This is a genomic window from Halobacillus massiliensis, from assembly GCF_900166625.1.
In the GTDB taxonomy this organism is placed as follows: domain Bacteria; phylum Bacillota; class Bacilli; order Bacillales; family Halobacillaceae; genus Halobacillus_A; species Halobacillus_A massiliensis.
Genome location: NZ_LT800499.1, coordinates 2,633,292 through 2,647,800, shown reverse-complemented (window position 1 = coordinate 2,647,800; position 14,509 = coordinate 2,633,292). Strand labels below are relative to the sequence as shown.

The window sequence follows — 14,509 nt, the reverse complement described above, 5'->3', positions numbered from 1 at the left end:
GCATTAAGCCCCATGCTTTTCCTGCATTTTTTTCTTTTTACGTGCTTTTTCTTTTTCAATCTGCTTGCTTCGCAGCTGTCCGCATGCCGCATCAATATCTGTACCATGTTCCGTCCGTACTCCACACCTAATTCCTCGATCCATAAGCGTCTGGTAGAACGTTAGAATGGCTTCCTTTTCGCTTCGTTCATAGGGATTGTCAGCCACAGGGTTGTAAGGGATCAAATTAACATAAGACAAGTGACGCTTATCTTTAAGCAGTTCAGCTAACTGTTCTGCTTCTTTTTTATGATCGTTAACATCTTTTAACAAAATATATTCAAACGTAATTCGCCGGTTCGTTTTTTCTAGATAATAATCAATGGCGGGCATCAATTTTTCAAGAGGGTATGCCCGATTAATCTTCATAATTTTCGTACGAAGTTCATTATTAGGTGCATGGATAGAAAGTGCCAGATTAATCTGAATACCTTCATCTGCAAACTCATACATCTTAGGCGCAATACCACTCGTGGACACAGTAATGTGCCGGGCTCCGATAGAAAGACCTTGCTTATCATTTACAACTCTTAGGAAGTCAATCAGATTATCATAGTTATCAAACGGCTCACCGATTCCCATAACAACAATATGACTGACACGCTCATCTTTACCCTGCTTATCAAGATGCTGCTGAACCTGCATAATCTGCTCAACAATCTCTCCACTTGATAAGTCACGGTTCTTTCTTAAAACACCACTAGCACAGAAAGAACAGCCGATATTACAGCCGACCTGTGTTGTTACACAGACTGACAGCCCGTAATTAAAACGCATGAGTACCGTTTCAATGACATTGCCGTCGTCTAGCTTAAATAGAAACTTAATCGTTCCGTCTTTAGATTCCTGCTTGATTTCTTCGGTCAGTGTTTCGATAGTAAAATGTTCATCTAATAGATCAATACAGGATTGATTTACATTTTTCATTTGAGAAAAGTCAGTAACCCTTTTTTGATAAAGCCAGTCCCATACCTGCTTGGAGCGAAACTTTTTCTCTCCGTGTTCCGTAAGCCAGTTTGTCAGTTGTTCAAACGTCAATCCGTAAATGGATCGTTTCATACATACGCTCCTCTATTAAAAAAAATCGCTATTCCTATATTACTTCATTTCATGATAGGTGACAAGCATAGAATGTGCTCAACAAAATCAAAAGAATCGGACAAACACCCTTTCACTTGTAAATATAGTGCATAGGATAGTTTAGGTTGGATTGTTCAACCTTTATAAAATGAAAAGGCAGGTGATAGTTATGAGCGGATATGGAAATGATAATAGCCAATACCCTTGTTCCTGCAAAGACTGCCAAATTGAGAATCTAAGAGAACAAGTTAATCAGATGAGACGCCAGGGTCAAGGGCAAGGACAAGGGCAGGGACAGGGTCAAGGCCAGCTTCAAGGCCAGCTCCAGGGTCAAGTAGATAAACTTGCTAATATCGGGAACCCTACCATTAATATAGGAACAGATAATGGTTTAGATACTTCAACAAGAGCTTCTGCATTTCGCGCGGTTTCAACAGAGGATGTAAGCGTGGAAGCAAATGAAGAAATTAAAGTGTTCTATCAAGACCAGCAATTTGACTTAAGAGGGGAATATCGTCCGAATCGCTCCGTTTTTATTCCAAGAAGAGATGGAGTTTATTTAGTGCAGGGTCAGATTTCCTTCGAACCAGAAAATTATGAAACGAATTACAGGGCTCGAGTTGAAATTAAAATTAATGGAAACCCATATGAAGCAGCAGATAATGATTTCTGGGGAACGGGTGTAGAGATTACAAACGCTGTTCAAGTTTCTTCGATTCTAAATCTTGAAGCTGGAGACAGAGTGGAAATTTTTATGGAAAGTTCTATTGCTGGGACGATAAAAGCAAATACTCCCGGGGACAATACAACTTTCTTTGCAGCTGCAAGATTTCCTTCACCAGATAGATAAAATTAAAGCTCACTTCCTCATTTGGGGAATCTGGGCTTTTTCTTAATAAAATTACCATCTATAGGAATTAATTTCTATCTATAAATTTGAAATACAATAGAAACGCCCTGATCAGCATCCTATAAAAGATTACATTTTTAACATGGAAAGACTCACTATATTGAAAATAGTTTGGACAAAAACCCTTCCCTCTTTGGAAATATTACATAGGATATAAAAGGTTGCATCTATCAACCTATACAAAAGGAAAAGGCAGGTGATAGTTATGAGTGGATATGGACATGAAAACAGCCAATACTATGGTTCCTGCAGAAAATGTCAAAATGATCGAGATCAAGTTCAAGGTCAGGGACAAGGACAGGGACAAGGCCAGCTTCAAGGTCAGCTCCAGGGCCAAGTAGATAAACTTGCTAACATCGGGAACCCTACCATTAATATAGGAACAGATAATGGTTTTAATACTTCAACTAGAGCTTCAGCATTTCGTGCGGTTTCAACAGAGAGTGTAAGCGTGGAAGCAAATGAAGAAATTAAAGTATTCTATCAAGACCAGCAGTTTGACTTAAGAGGGGAATATCGTCCGAATAACTCCGTTTTTATTCCAAAAAGAGATGGAGTTTATTTAGTACAGGGGCAAATTTCTTTCGCTCCGGAAAACAATGAAACGAATTACAGGGCCAGGGTTGAAATTAGAATTAATGGTAATCCATATGAAGCAGCTGACAATGATTTCTGGGGAACTGGTGTAGCGAATTTAAATGCAGTTCAAGTTTCCTCAATTTTACAGTTGGAAGCAGGGGACAGAGTGGAAATTTTTATGGAGAGCTCTATTGCAGGAGCGTTAGCAGCATATAATCCTGGGTCAAGTACACCGTTCTTTGCAGCAGCCAGATTTCCGTCTCCCGATAGATAAAAATAAAGTTCAATTCTTCTTATCAGGAATTGGGCTTTTCTTTTAGTTGAGTTATATCTGAATATGATGTTTTGAAAACAAATAAAAAAGGACGCCTTTTATCGGCGTCCTTTAAGAGCTGCTCATCTTATATTAGTGGATCGTTTTTTCGATCTTAAGCTGATAGTTTGAAGGTAAAACCTGTTCAGATTTTATATTCTCTAAGAAGCTCTGAGCCTTTGCCCTAGTCGAAAAGGTATATTCCTCATTTTCCTGACAGAAAGATACGAGACTGCCGCCTTTCATTAAACCTACGACTCTATAAAGCATAATATAGCCTCAGTGCCCCATTTTATATTCGCGAGATAACTTTTACCGAAGTTTGATTTCTTATCTCACTATAATGAGACTATCTATATCATAACAAGTTATATGATATATTAATACCCATATACGGTAACTATTATTAAAAAAACGATTTATTTATTATTATTCAGATAAAGTTTTAAAACTTGACAAAAGTCTTGTTTATTTGCTTATTGATTGCTGAATGAAAAGGGATTTTATGGATAATTAATTTGTTAAAAAAGAGGGAAGTTTACTAATAAATTATTTATAAGCAGAGGTGTTTTACATGGAAGTGAGAATGGAGATTACATACGTTACTCCAAAAGGTTTAATGACGATGTTTCGATCGGATGAAATGAAAGCAGAAAAAGCGCTGATAGTCGCTGAAGATTTCGAAAAAACTGGCCGTGTGAAGCATCTGGAATTTATTGACTCGTTAAGCGGGAATCCCTGGAGTTTCAAGGAATTAAGAGAATATTTAAAAGGGATCCAGACAGAGCCGCATAACATAAAGGTATACTTTGATGGCGGATATGATTTAAAAACGAGAAAATCAGGTTTAGGCTGTGTCGTTTATTACGATCAAAATGGAAAATCATTCCGCCTTCGTAAAAATGCTTTAGTGGAACAACTGAACTCTAATAATGAAGCAGAATATGCAGCTCTTCATCTTGCTTTATCAGAGCTTGACCTGTTGAACATTCATCATATAACTGTAGAGTTCTCTGGAGATTCTCAAGTCGTACTAAATCAGTTGGAAGGTGAGTGGCCAACGCTTGAAAAGGATCTAAATGACTGGGCGGATCGGATCGAAGGAAAAATGAAGAAAATGGGGATAAATCCTATTTATAATGTCATCTCCAGAAAGCAAAACAGGGAAGCAGACCGATTGGCTTCTCAGGCTTTAAATGATGTGGAAATTACGAGTACAAGTGAAATGAATTAGCTGTGTTAACATACTGTATTTAAAGGGACGTGTGTAATTAGGTATATTATTTAGATTAAAATATAAGGAATTTGGAACGATAAGAGTACATCAATAACAGGAGGTACTCTAAAAATGCAGGATAAGAAAGAAAAGATTCAATATGATGCAGAAGGCAATATTATCTCGTCAGCGCATACACCGGAGGAAAAAAGCCGGATGGATGGTAAGCGCGGAATAAGTGATGAGAAAAACCCGGACGATTTTGAATAAAAAGTGATAAGCCTGAAGAGTAATCTCTTCAGGCTTATTTTTATTATTGTTATAGTTGAAACATAAGAAGATATGGTCTACTGTTTGAGAGGACAATCATAGAAAGGGGGAGGAATTTGCATATATTAATAATCGGCGGGAGCGGAATGCTGAAAGAACTAGCCTTAAAGTTAAATAAAGAAGGCCAGACTGTGTCTGTGATTGGCAGAAATTTAACGAAGCTGAAGAGAGTTCAGGAGCAGGCTGAACATCCAGCTAAACTCCATATTATATCAGCAGATTATACAAATGCTGAATACTTTATTAATAAAGTAAGTAAGATTAGCGGGCAGAGACCGGTTCAGAAAGTAGTCGCATGGTTTCACGAAACGGGGTATCACACCCTGCAGGAGATGTGTAATCTTTTTTCGTCCGTTCAGAGAAGAGAATGGGAGCTCATTCATGTAAAGGGGAGCAGGGCAGGAAACCCCGCTCAAAATTTTTCCCCTAAGACCGGTCTGCTGTGTACATATAAACAAGTGATATTAGGACACGTCATGGAAAAAGATCATATGCGCTGGCTTACCCATTCTGAAATTTCTTCAGGAGTTTATGAAGCCATGCATTCACCGCGGGCTACTTCAAATATTGGCCGTGTGAACCCATAAGAAAACCACCTATTAGGGTGGTTTTACTAATGATTTTCTTTTAGTTCGTTCAAAGATACTTCTAATTCCTCTTCGGGGTTATCCAGAGGAAAGATACGTGCTGTTAGATTTTTTTCGTCAACATGCTGAATATAAATGGGCTGAGCGTTATATGTTACATCAGCCATTACGGGAGAATCGGCGATTTCCTGAGCTCTCTGTACCTGCAATTGAATCCCTCCTTAATCAAGGCTGTTTATAGGATTTACGTTCCGTGTACAGATCATACGGTCATGTTAATGGGAAAATAATATCCATATTTTTACATAACAAAATAAATAAAAAAGTGAAACAAAAGGAGAAGGTCATTCGTAAGGTAAGAGGGACAGTTATACGTATATATTACGTTAAGCTACGTATAAAGTAATAGACCTTACAATAGTAAGCGAGAGGGGGAGATGGGTTGGATAAAAAAACAAAAACATTCCGCCCAAAGCAGACACAACTGGCTAAAAAGACTTTATCTATTATAGGGAAGGTTTTTAGTCTGCTATTAATCATTCTTTTTATAGGATGGTTATCGTTGTCGTGGATTACAGACTACATATGGATGGACACCCTTGGGTTTAAGCAAGTGTATATAACGATCCTGGGAAGTAAGGTGCTGCTTGGAGGCATAGGGTTTCTCTTATTCTTTGTGGCGACTTACTGGACTTTATCCTGGGTCCGAAGAAATTATCTTGGGCACTTTCAGCCGGAACAGCTGCCTGCTGTCGTTCAGTCAAAGAAATGGAGCAGGCTTTCGATTTTAGGGATAGCTTTATTTGTGGGTCTGATCGGAAGCAGTATCGTACAAGGGGTAGGCTGGGAACTTTGGCTGAAATTTCTTAATCGTGCTTCATTTGGCGAACAGGATCCTCACTTTGGGATGGATATTTCTTTTTATATGTTTATTCTTCCGTTTTTAGAGTTTACCGTATTTACCCTCCTTGGTCTGGCTGTTGTTTTGCTGCTCGTTCAAACGGGTTTTTATTCTGTATTTAATATGTACCGCTTGAGCCGGATGGCTCAGCTGCATATGGGGACAACGCTAGGATTTATTGGTTTAATGTTAGCGGCTATGCATATTATGCAGCCTTATGAATCGTTATTAACGAATCAAGTAAACTTATTTCAAAGTAGCGTCGTACATGGTCTGAGCTATACAGACAAAGTCTTGAATAATCCGGCCTCTTACGTTCTGGCGGCGGTCGCCGTTATTTGCGCAGTATGGATGATATTAATATTGACACGGGGAAATGTAAGGAGAATGATTTATCCTATTGCTGCTTATGTCATTGTACTAATCGCTGCACAAGGCGCATCAATCATTGTACAGAATTACGTCGTTTCCCCTAACGAATTTTCAAGAGAGAGCCCCTATTTAGAGCACAACCTGGAATTTACTAGAACAGCTTATGATTTGGCTAATATCGATGTGAGAGAACATCCAGGTAATCAGAGTCTCGATCAGAGTATGATTGAAAGAAACCAGCAGACAATTGATAATGTCAGAATAAACGATGCCCGGCCGATTCTTGATATCTACAACCAGCTTCAGACATTCCGAACATATTATCGATACAATGATATAGACATTGACAGATATAATATTGATGGAGAATATCAGCAAGTATTCATTGGGGCACGGGAGTTAAACACGGCTGATTTGCCTGACCAGGCAAAAACATGGGTGAATGAGAATTTAAGATATACTCACGGTTATGGCGTAGCGATGAGTAATGTCAATGAAATTACTTCACAAGGTCAGCCAGAATATATTCTTAAAAACCTTCCGCCAGAAGGAGTCCTAGACGTTAATCGTCCTGAGATTTATTTTGGTGAAGAGAACTCACAAAACGTAATTGTGAACAGTGAAGTAGATGAATTTGATTATCCAGCTGGAGATGAGAATATGTCTACGCGTTACGAAGCCGACAGCGGAATACCCTTAAGTGGAATAAACCGTCTGCTGTTTGCGATTAATGAAGGATCATTTAGAATGCTCGTATCTAACCAGCTGAATGAAGACAGCCAGCTGCTTGATACGCGTAATGTTATGGAACGTGTTCAAAGGATCGCTCCATTTTTCACCTATGATGAAGATCCTTATATTTTCGTTCGTGACGATGGAAGTCTTGCCTGGTTGATTGATGCTTATTTAACGGCTGAACGATATCCATATTCTGAACCTCATCAAGGGGACGAAAGCTATATCCGAAATTCAGTGAAAGTTGAAGTAGATGCTTATACCGGAGAAGTGAATTTCTACGCAGTGGATCCTGAAGAGCCTTTAGTGCAGACATATCAAAAAATGTTCCCTGATTTATTAACGGAAGAGATACCAGATGATGTGCGCAATCATTTCCGTTATCCTATCGACATGTTTAAGATTCAGTCAGAAATGTATGGAACATATCACATGACGAATTTGGAAGTTTTTTATAACAGGGAAGATTTCTGGCAGTTCCCGACAGAAAAATATTTTAACGAAGATGTAACCATGGAGCCTTATTACGGAACAATGAAACTTCCAGAATACGACGAGGAAGAGTTCATTCTAATGATGCCCTATACTCCTAGAAACCGACAGAATATGATTGCCTGGATGGGCGTTAGAAATGATGGCGATGGTTATGGGGAAATGTTCGTTTACCAATTCCCTAAACAACGCAATGTTTACGGACCTCAGCAGATAGAAAACAGAATCAATCAGGATAGTTCGATATCTCAGCAGCTGAACCTTTGGTCACAGGGAGGTTCTGAAGTAATTAGAGGAAACTTATTAGCAATTCCGATCGAAGATACTGTGATGTATGTAGAACCTATTTATATAGAATCATCTAATGAGACGTCTCTTCCAGAAGTTAAACAGGTAATTTTAGCTTATGGGGATGAGATCGTCATGGAGCCGACATTTGATGATGCGTTAGAAACTATGCTCGGACGGATCGATCCTGAGGTGGAAAGCGGGGAAGAGGATGAGCAGGCAGAACCAGCTGATCCGCAGGAAATGATTCAATCAGAAGAAATTCTTCAGGAAATTTCTGGTATGTTTGATCAGTATCAGGAAGCTCTATCCAACGGCAACTGGGAAGAAGCAGGATCTATTATGGCAGAAATCGAGAACCGCCTAGCTGAAGCAGGTCAGGAATAATAAAAAAGGCCGCCCTAAGTCTTTTATGACTTATAGGGCAGCCTTTTTATTTTTCAAACCATAAAAGTTCTTTATCATCGACGAATCCATTGTAATTAATGAGGACTTCTTCTCCTGCTTTAATATCCTTATAGGCATAAAAATCGAAAGTATCGTTGTCAAAATTAATTTTATAATTTGCATTAGGAGCTGCGGAATGGTTAAACAACATTCCGAAGCCTAAGAGAAATGCTGTGTGATTCTCTCCGTATTCAAATGCGTAATCAGCCAACCTTGTCTGTTCAATAAATTTATGCTCGTTATTTGGATAAGGAATCACAGGGGCTTTGTGAATAAGCTCTTTTTTCTGAATGTTACGTGTAGCAAAAACCCCTCTGTTGAAATTATCGTCGGTGAGGGAGGAAGTTCGCACTTCAATCATATTTAGCCACCTGTCCTTTCTGTAATTAATAAACCTACTATAGTCTGACATTCAAATCCTCGAAAAGCAAATTTAATTATTATAACTAATTAAACAGCACTGCAAAGTAAAAGTTTTTTAAATGGACAAAACTCTTGAAAAAGGCCGTTAAGCATAAAATATTCTTTTTTGAACAGACTATTCATCACTATGACCTTATCAGGAGGAAAAAGATGAAGATTCGTTACTTCTGCCGGCAATGTGAGCGTCAAGTAGGCGAGGTTGATGCTCAACAATCGGATCCAGCCCAGCTGGGCTTCGATTTACTAAATGATTCGGATGAACAACAAGGGATTACAATGCAGGGTGAGCGTGGAATTGATATTAAAACGATTTGCGATGCTTGTAAGGAAGAGGAATAAGCAGGTTAGAAAAAAATTTATGTTCATAGGTACTGCTTGAATTAAAAAAATCGTCCCTCTTGATGAGAGGCGATTTTTTATGGATGAATATAAACGGGTGTTCCGATTGGAATGGTGCGGGCCAGTTCTTCTACATCCTCGTTATACATGCGGATGCAGCCTTTAGATACGGCATTGCCAATCGAGCTGGGATCATTAGTGCCATGAATCCCATAATGTTCTTTCGACAAACTCATCCACATCGTTCCAAATGGACCACCTGGGTTTGGTGCCTTATTTATAATAATAAAATTACCTGTAGGGGTTGAGCTCAGCATTTTTCCAACCGCAATAGGATATGTCTTCTGCAGACTACCGTTACGATATAGCTTAAGCTGCTTGCTGTTTAGTAAGATTTCGACTTGATAAGGAAGTGTGTTGGGATCAGGAAAGCCTGGAATGACAATAGATTGCCCAGAATAAATAAGATTAGGATTAATCGAAGGGTTGGCATTAATGATTTCATATAATGGGGTGCGGTAATCCAAAGAGATCTGGTACAGTGTTTCACCTGGCCTGACCGTGTGAATCATGAAAAGCACCTCCGCGCTTTTTTATATCTTATGAAAAAGAAAAATAATGTTGCAATGGCTTAAAAACTAAAAAGACAGCTCTCATTGAGCTGTCTGGGCAATACCTGCTTTCATTATCATTCCATCAAGAGGACGATCCATATAGTCTTCCATCCATTTAGCTGTTTCTATGAGCTTGGTCAGGTTAGTATTTGTGTTGATTCCCATTCCTTCAAACATATTTACCATGTCTTCGGTGCATACATTTCCGACAGCTTTTGGTGCAAACGGGCAGCCCCCTAGTCCGGCGATTGAAGAATCAAACCTTTGGATACCTGCTTCATATCCTGATAAAGTATTGGCAAGTCCTAAACCACGAGTATTATGGAAGTGAAGTCCTAAATTCAAGTCTTTTCCAAATTTCTTTTGAAAGGCCTTTACTGTTTTTGTCACCTGTGCGGGGTTGGCCATGCCTGTAGTATCGGCAAGTGTTAATTCATGGCAGCCGGCGCTTAAAAAAGATTCTGCTGACTCTAATATTCTCTCGATCGGCACCTCACCCTCATATGGGCAGCCAAAGGCTGTACCTAATATTCCCGATACACCCTTTCCGGCTTCCACGCCTTCACGTATTACTTTGGTTAATTCTTCTGTACTTTCTTTTACTGTTCGCTTGGCATTTTTTAAATTAAATGCGTCACTTGTAGTCATAGCGACATGTAAGTAATCCACTGAAGTTTTCTGGGCACGTTCTAAACCAGACCGGCTTAAAACAAGACCACCATAACGGATACCTTCCAATCGGGGGAGTCTTTCTAAAACATCTTCTGCGTCTGACATCTGAGGCACAACTTTTGGATTAACAAAAGACACAACTTCAAGTGTTCGGATGCCTGCATCGATCAGCTTTTCGATCAGTTTTACTTTTTTATCTGTAGTCACGATCTTACATTCATTTTGCAAACCATCTCTCGGTCCGACCTCGCAGATTTCTATCATCAAAGTTCCTCCTCTAAGTGGTCACTCTTTATTTCATCGAGATGCTTAAGCACCTGGTCTCTCCCTTGATATATATGTTCATGCATCGCTATCCGGGCTCGATCTGTATCTTTGCTCTCAATCGCTTGTAAAAGAATTTTATGGTAATCAAGAGACCTCTTTAATTTCTCGTGATCATACCAATAGAAAGAGCGAAAGACAATAGGTACTACTACGACTTTAGAAATATGAAAATGAATGTGTTCATTTTTAGATGCAGCTACAACAGATTCATGGAATTGTTGGTTCATCTCCACGATTCTTACGATGGAGTTGAAATCACCTTCTACATATTGTTCAATGGCCTGTTCATATAATTCATTGGCTTTAGACATTTTAGCCAAGTCGTCCTTCGTCCGATTGACAGCCGCCTGTCCTGCTGCATAGCCCTCAAGCAATGTTCGTAAATCGTAAATCTGTCGGATATCTTCCTTTGTAAAGTTTCGAACACTTATGCCCCTTTTTAAAGGAACGATTAAACCTTCGGTCGTTAACTGTTTAATAGCTTCACGAATAGGGGTCCGACTGATTTGTAGTTCGTGAGCAAGCTTCTCTTCGGTAAGACGCATGCCTGGCTGATATTTACCTTGAATAATACCGTCTTTTATAAAATTGTATGCGTTCATTTCAACACCTCGTTTTCATTGTATACAATGAAAAGACAATTATCAATATTTTCTAATTATTTTGAGTTATAATGGTTTTTTTATACAAAAAGAACGATATTTTTAGTTTAATAAACCGCTTTCAAAAAATGAGTTGATTTTTTGTATACAAGTCTGTTAGGATTGTACACAACATTCAGAAAATTACATTTTTAAACAGGGAGGAAAGGAAATGATTAATAATGAAGACGGGCATTTGCCCCTGGAAAATTTAAGAGTAATCGAATTGGGAACGCTGCTTGCCGGACCATTCTCAGGAAGGCTGTTAGCCGATTTTGGAGCTGAAGTAATTAAAGTAGAGCCGCCTGGCAAAGCCGATCCAATGCGTAAATGGGGGAAAGAGGTAAATGGCACAGGGCTTTGGTGGCCTATTCAGTCACGTAACAAAAAATCAGTGACAATCAATCTTCGTGAAAAAGAAGGACAAGATGTTCTAAAGGATTTAATTAAAGAAGCAGATGTACTAATCGAGAATTTTCGTCCGGGAACAATGGAAAAATGGAACCTTTCATACGAAGAGTTATCAGAGATAAACCCGCGGTTAATTATGGTGCGCACCTCAGGTTTTGGACAGACGGGCCCTTACAAACAGCGTGCCGGCTTCGGGAGTGTAGGAGAAGCAATGGGAGGATTACGACATATTACTGGCTATACGGATAGAGCACCGACGAGGATTGGAATTTCAATCGGGGATACCCTAGCCGCCATGTTTGCTACGATCGGATGTCTTGTGGCCGTAAATGAACGGACTATCTCCGGAAAGGGACAGGTTGTGGATACAGCTTTATATGAATCAGTTTTTTCTGTAATGGAAAGCTTAGTTCCGGATTATCTGCTCGCTGACTTTGTAAGAGAACGGATGGGTAACATTCTTCCAGGTGTGGCTCCATCAAATATTTATTTGACAGAAGATGAAACATATATTGTGATTGGTGCCAATGCAGATGGGGTCTTCCGTAGACTTTGCCAGGCAATGGGGCAGGAAGAACTGGCTGATGATCCAGACTACGCTACACATGAGGCGAGAGGAAAAAATATGAAGATGCTTGATTTACTTATTGAAGAATGGACAAAAACATTGTCGGCAAAGGAAGCACTCAGCATCCTAGAAGAAAAAGGAGTGCCTTCGGGCTTAATTTATTCGGCTAAAGATATTGTTGAAGACCCTCACTATAAAGAAAGAGAAATGATCGTTTCCGTTGATCACCCTGATCTTGGTGATTTTCCTATGCCGGGAATTGTACCGAAACTAAGCCGTACTCCTGGAAAGATTAAGCATCCAGGATCCACTGCAATGGGAGAACATAATGAAACCATCTACAGGGAGTTGTTAAACTATTCGGATGAACAAGTGAAAAAGTTGAAATCAAACGGAATTATTTAAAAATTTTTAAGTTTAGTTTTTTGAATTTTCAAATAAGAAAGGAGAAATTCCATGCAGAAAGAAATAAAGGAACCGATTAAGAAGAAATGGATTTGGATAGGTTTTGTATTAATTCTTCTCGCAATTGTTCCCTGGTATTTTCCAAGAGGGGGAGAAGTGGCGATTATTCTTGGTTTCCCTTACTGGGCGTTAACTTCACTGTTTTTTTCAATTGTTTTATGTGCATATTTAAGCTGGCTCAGTGTTTCACAGTGGAACATTGTTGAAGATGAAGAGGAACAAAAGAGAATGACTAAGGAGGGATAAGTATGGAATTAGCATTTGCAGGGGCAGATGGTGTAATCATTCTGGCTTCTTATGCTGCAGTTATGCTTCTGATTGGTTACTTGGCGGGCAGAGGAAAAAACATACAGGAAAGTTTATCAGGATATTATTTAGCAGGAAAAAATTTAGGGATTATTGCTTTATTTTTCACTCTTTACGCTACACAGTATAGTGGAAACACTATTATTGGATATGCTCCTACAGCTTATCGTACGGGGTTTAGCTGGCTGCAGTCCATTTCTTTTATGACCATAATTATCGGGATTTATCTCCTTTTTGCCCCACGTCTTTATGTGATCTCTAAAAGAAGAAACTTTGTTACTCCAACGGACTGGATTCAATATCGCTTTAAATCGAAAGCGGTTACAATTTTGGCGATCTTTTTAATGCTCTGGGGTCTGGGGAATTACCTTCTGGAACAGCTTGTCGCTATCGGTCAGGCAGTTGCCGGCCTTACAGGCGGTACAATTCCTTATCAAGTTGCAGTTATTGCGTTTGTTCTCGTTATGCTTGTGTATGAATGGATGGGCGGAATGAGAGCTGTGGCCTTTACAGATGTCATGCAAGGTATAGTTTTAATGGTGGGAATTTTAGTGTTTTTAGCGGGAGCTTTATATTTAGTAGGAGGGAATTTTGGAAATGTCACTTCCTATATCGCAAGTACAGATCCTGCAAAAGTCGGTGTGCCGCCGATAGATGTTTCTGTGAACTGGATGAGTATGCTGCTGCTTGTAGGGTTTGGTGCGGCCATTTATCCTCATGCCATCCAACGTATTTTCTCAGCTGAGAGTGAAAGAACATTAAAGCGCTCTTTTTCCCGTATGGCGTGGATGCCGCCGATTACGACGGGTCTTGTTTTTGTAATTGGTATTATCGGCATCATGATGTTTCCTGGTCTTAATGAATCAGGGTCTGAACAGCTTGTGGGCATGATGGCAAATGAAATCGCTGCCATACACCCGCTTTATTACTGGGTAATGATCATATTTTTCGGGGCAATTGTCGCCGCTATTATATCAACGGCTGACTCTGTACTTTTAAGCTTTTCCTCCATGATTTCCAATGATATTTATGGTAAATTTGTAAATCCGAATGCCTCAGAACACAAGAAGGTAAAAGTGGGAAAATTGTGGGGAATCGCTGTAGTAGCTGTACTCCTTTGGCTCGCTTGGAATCCTCCAGGGACCCTTTACCAAATATTTGTGTTAAAATTTGAATTATTAGTCCAAGTAGCACCGGCATTTATTCTAGGCTTGTATTGGAATAAGATGGCTGCAAAACCCGTTTTCTGGGGGATGTTGGCTGGTGCTGTGATTGCTGGCGGTATGACGCTTACAGGAAATAGTACCCTCTTTGGAATACATGGCGGAGTTATCGGTCTTGCTGTAAACTTCGTAATCGCAGTCACTGGCTCGCTCATTTCGAATGTATCAGCGAAAGAGCGGTCAGAAGCAGAGGAAATGACATCCTTAAAAATTGAAGCATAAAAAGAGATG

Annotated in this window: 16 protein-coding genes; 10 read left to right on the top strand and 6 right to left on the bottom strand. The window is 39.5% G+C overall.

The features are described 5' to 3' along the window. Positions 1-3: 3 nt before the first annotated feature. Entirely contained in the window at positions 4-1,098 is a 1,095-nt protein-coding gene (rlmN, locus tag B7E06_RS13200) for a dual-specificity RNA methyltransferase RlmN (protein ID WP_082234439.1), read from the bottom strand. A gap of 190 nt (positions 1,099-1,288) precedes the next feature. Here rlmN and B7E06_RS13195 point away from each other — a divergent pair, with 190 nt between their 5' ends. The 5 genes from B7E06_RS13195 to B7E06_RS13180 all read left to right on the top strand — a co-directional run bounded on the left by B7E06_RS13195 (position 1,289) and on the right by B7E06_RS13180 (position 5,054). Next, positions 1,289-1,969, top strand: a complete 681-nt coding sequence (locus B7E06_RS13195; protein ID WP_245807733.1) for a hypothetical protein — start codon at positions 1,289-1,291, stop codon at positions 1,967-1,969. Positions 1,970-2,234: 265 nt separating this feature from the next. Then, positions 2,235-2,882, top strand: a complete 648-nt coding sequence (locus tag B7E06_RS13190) for a TNF domain-containing protein (RefSeq protein ID WP_245807732.1) — start codon at positions 2,235-2,237, stop codon at positions 2,880-2,882. Between the two features lie 613 nt (positions 2,883-3,495). Then, positions 3,496-4,155 carry a reverse transcriptase-like protein gene (locus B7E06_RS13185; RefSeq protein WP_082234438.1) on the top strand — a complete coding sequence of 220 codons (660 nt, stop codon included), beginning with the start codon at positions 3,496-3,498 and terminating at the stop codon, positions 4,153-4,155. A 114-nt stretch (positions 4,156-4,269) separates the two neighbouring features. Further along, positions 4,270-4,407 (top strand): hypothetical protein, encoded by a 138-nt coding sequence (locus tag B7E06_RS21885; protein WP_179134050.1) that lies wholly within the window; start codon positions 4,270-4,272, stop codon positions 4,405-4,407. A 116-nt stretch (positions 4,408-4,523) separates the two neighbouring features. Continuing rightward, on the top strand, positions 4,524-5,054 hold the full coding sequence (locus tag B7E06_RS13180; RefSeq protein WP_082234437.1) for a Rossmann-fold NAD(P)-binding domain-containing protein: 531 nt from the start codon (positions 4,524-4,526) through the stop codon (positions 5,052-5,054). 26 nt (positions 5,055-5,080) lie between these two features. Here B7E06_RS13180 and B7E06_RS13175 read toward each other — a convergent pair whose 3' ends face one another. Then, the gene (locus B7E06_RS13175; RefSeq protein WP_082234436.1) at positions 5,081-5,263 is read right to left on the bottom strand and encodes a small acid-soluble spore protein H; all 183 of its coding nucleotides are present in this window, start codon (positions 5,261-5,263) and stop codon (positions 5,081-5,083) included. A 233-nt stretch (positions 5,264-5,496) separates the two neighbouring features. Between B7E06_RS13175 and B7E06_RS13170 the strand changes: the two genes are divergently transcribed. Next, a complete protein-coding gene (locus tag B7E06_RS13170; RefSeq protein ID WP_082234435.1) occupies positions 5,497-8,229 on the top strand; it encodes a UPF0182 family membrane protein in 2,733 nt (910 codons plus the stop codon). 46 nt (positions 8,230-8,275) lie between these two features. Here the strand turns inward: B7E06_RS13170 and B7E06_RS13165 are convergent, their stop codons facing one another. Then, positions 8,276-8,650, bottom strand: coding sequence for an SET domain-containing protein (locus B7E06_RS13165; RefSeq protein WP_082234434.1), 375 nt, complete (start codon positions 8,648-8,650; stop codon positions 8,276-8,278). A 212-nt stretch (positions 8,651-8,862) separates the two neighbouring features. Between B7E06_RS13165 and B7E06_RS13160 the strand changes: the two genes are divergently transcribed. After that, positions 8,863-9,051: an anti-sigma-F factor Fin gene (locus B7E06_RS13160; RefSeq protein ID WP_082234433.1), complete on the top strand. Its 189-nt coding sequence runs from the start codon at positions 8,863-8,865 to the stop codon at positions 9,049-9,051. 77 nt (positions 9,052-9,128) lie between these two features. Here the strand turns inward: B7E06_RS13160 and B7E06_RS13155 are convergent, their stop codons facing one another. The 3 genes from B7E06_RS13155 to B7E06_RS13145 all read right to left on the bottom strand — a co-directional run bounded on the left by B7E06_RS13155 (position 9,129) and on the right by B7E06_RS13145 (position 11,266). Then, the gene (locus B7E06_RS13155; protein ID WP_082234432.1) at positions 9,129-9,623 is read right to left on the bottom strand and encodes a L,D-transpeptidase family protein; all 495 of its coding nucleotides are present in this window, start codon (positions 9,621-9,623) and stop codon (positions 9,129-9,131) included. Between the two features lie 81 nt (positions 9,624-9,704). After that, positions 9,705-10,601: a hydroxymethylglutaryl-CoA lyase gene (locus B7E06_RS13150; protein ID WP_082234431.1), complete on the bottom strand. Its 897-nt coding sequence runs from the start codon at positions 10,599-10,601 to the stop codon at positions 9,705-9,707. Then, the gene (locus B7E06_RS13145; protein WP_082234430.1) at positions 10,601-11,266 is read right to left on the bottom strand and encodes a GntR family transcriptional regulator; all 666 of its coding nucleotides are present in this window, start codon (positions 11,264-11,266) and stop codon (positions 10,601-10,603) included. Before B7E06_RS13145 ends, B7E06_RS13150 begins: the two co-directional genes overlap by 1 nt. Positions 11,267-11,477: 211 nt before the next feature. On the opposite strand from B7E06_RS13145, the gene B7E06_RS13140 reads away from it, so the two are divergent. The 3 genes from B7E06_RS13140 to B7E06_RS13130 are packed head-to-tail and all read left to right on the top strand — an operon-like array spanning position 11,478 to position 14,500. After that, the gene (locus tag B7E06_RS13140) at positions 11,478-12,689 is read left to right on the top strand and encodes a CaiB/BaiF CoA transferase family protein (protein ID WP_082234429.1); all 1,212 of its coding nucleotides are present in this window, start codon (positions 11,478-11,480) and stop codon (positions 12,687-12,689) included. A gap of 51 nt (positions 12,690-12,740) precedes the next feature. Then, positions 12,741-12,995 carry a hypothetical protein gene (locus B7E06_RS13135; RefSeq protein WP_082234428.1) on the top strand — a complete coding sequence of 85 codons (255 nt, stop codon included), beginning with the start codon at positions 12,741-12,743 and terminating at the stop codon, positions 12,993-12,995. Between the two features lie 2 nt (positions 12,996-12,997). Continuing rightward, on the top strand, positions 12,998-14,500 hold the full coding sequence (locus tag B7E06_RS13130) for a sodium:solute symporter family protein (protein ID WP_082234427.1): 1,503 nt from the start codon (positions 12,998-13,000) through the stop codon (positions 14,498-14,500). The last annotated feature ends 9 nt before the right edge of the window (positions 14,501-14,509 follow it).

Bases quoted from the DNA above. Each gene is read 5' to 3' on its own strand.
- rlmN (WP_082234439.1), bottom strand. From the start codon at position 1,098: ATGAAACGATCCATTTACGGATTGACGTTTGAACAACTGACAAACTGG.
- B7E06_RS13195 (WP_245807733.1), top strand. From the start codon at position 1,289: ATGAGCGGATATGGAAATGATAATAGCCAATACCCTTGTTCCTGCAAA.
- B7E06_RS13190 (WP_245807732.1), top strand. From the start codon at position 2,235: ATGAGTGGATATGGACATGAAAACAGCCAATACTATGGTTCCTGCAGA.
- B7E06_RS13185 (WP_082234438.1), top strand. From the start codon at position 3,496: ATGGAAGTGAGAATGGAGATTACATACGTTACTCCAAAAGGTTTAATG.
- B7E06_RS21885 (WP_179134050.1), top strand. From the start codon at position 4,270: ATGCAGGATAAGAAAGAAAAGATTCAATATGATGCAGAAGGCAATATT.
- B7E06_RS13165 (WP_082234434.1), bottom strand. From the start codon at position 8,650: ATGATTGAAGTGCGAACTTCCTCCCTCACCGACGATAATTTCAACAGA.
- B7E06_RS13160 (WP_082234433.1), top strand. From the start codon at position 8,863: ATGAAGATTCGTTACTTCTGCCGGCAATGTGAGCGTCAAGTAGGCGAG.
- B7E06_RS13155 (WP_082234432.1), bottom strand. From the start codon at position 9,623: ATGATTCACACGGTCAGGCCAGGTGAAACACTGTACCAGATCTCTTTG.
- B7E06_RS13150 (WP_082234431.1), bottom strand. From the start codon at position 10,601: ATGATAGAAATCTGCGAGGTCGGACCGAGAGATGGTTTGCAAAATGAA.
- B7E06_RS13145 (WP_082234430.1), bottom strand. From the start codon at position 11,266: ATGAACGCATACAATTTTATAAAAGACGGTATTATTCAAGGTAAATAT.
- B7E06_RS13140 (WP_082234429.1), top strand. From the start codon at position 11,478: ATGATTAATAATGAAGACGGGCATTTGCCCCTGGAAAATTTAAGAGTA.
- B7E06_RS13135 (WP_082234428.1), top strand. From the start codon at position 12,741: ATGCAGAAAGAAATAAAGGAACCGATTAAGAAGAAATGGATTTGGATA.
- B7E06_RS13130 (WP_082234427.1), top strand. From the start codon at position 12,998: ATGGAATTAGCATTTGCAGGGGCAGATGGTGTAATCATTCTGGCTTCT.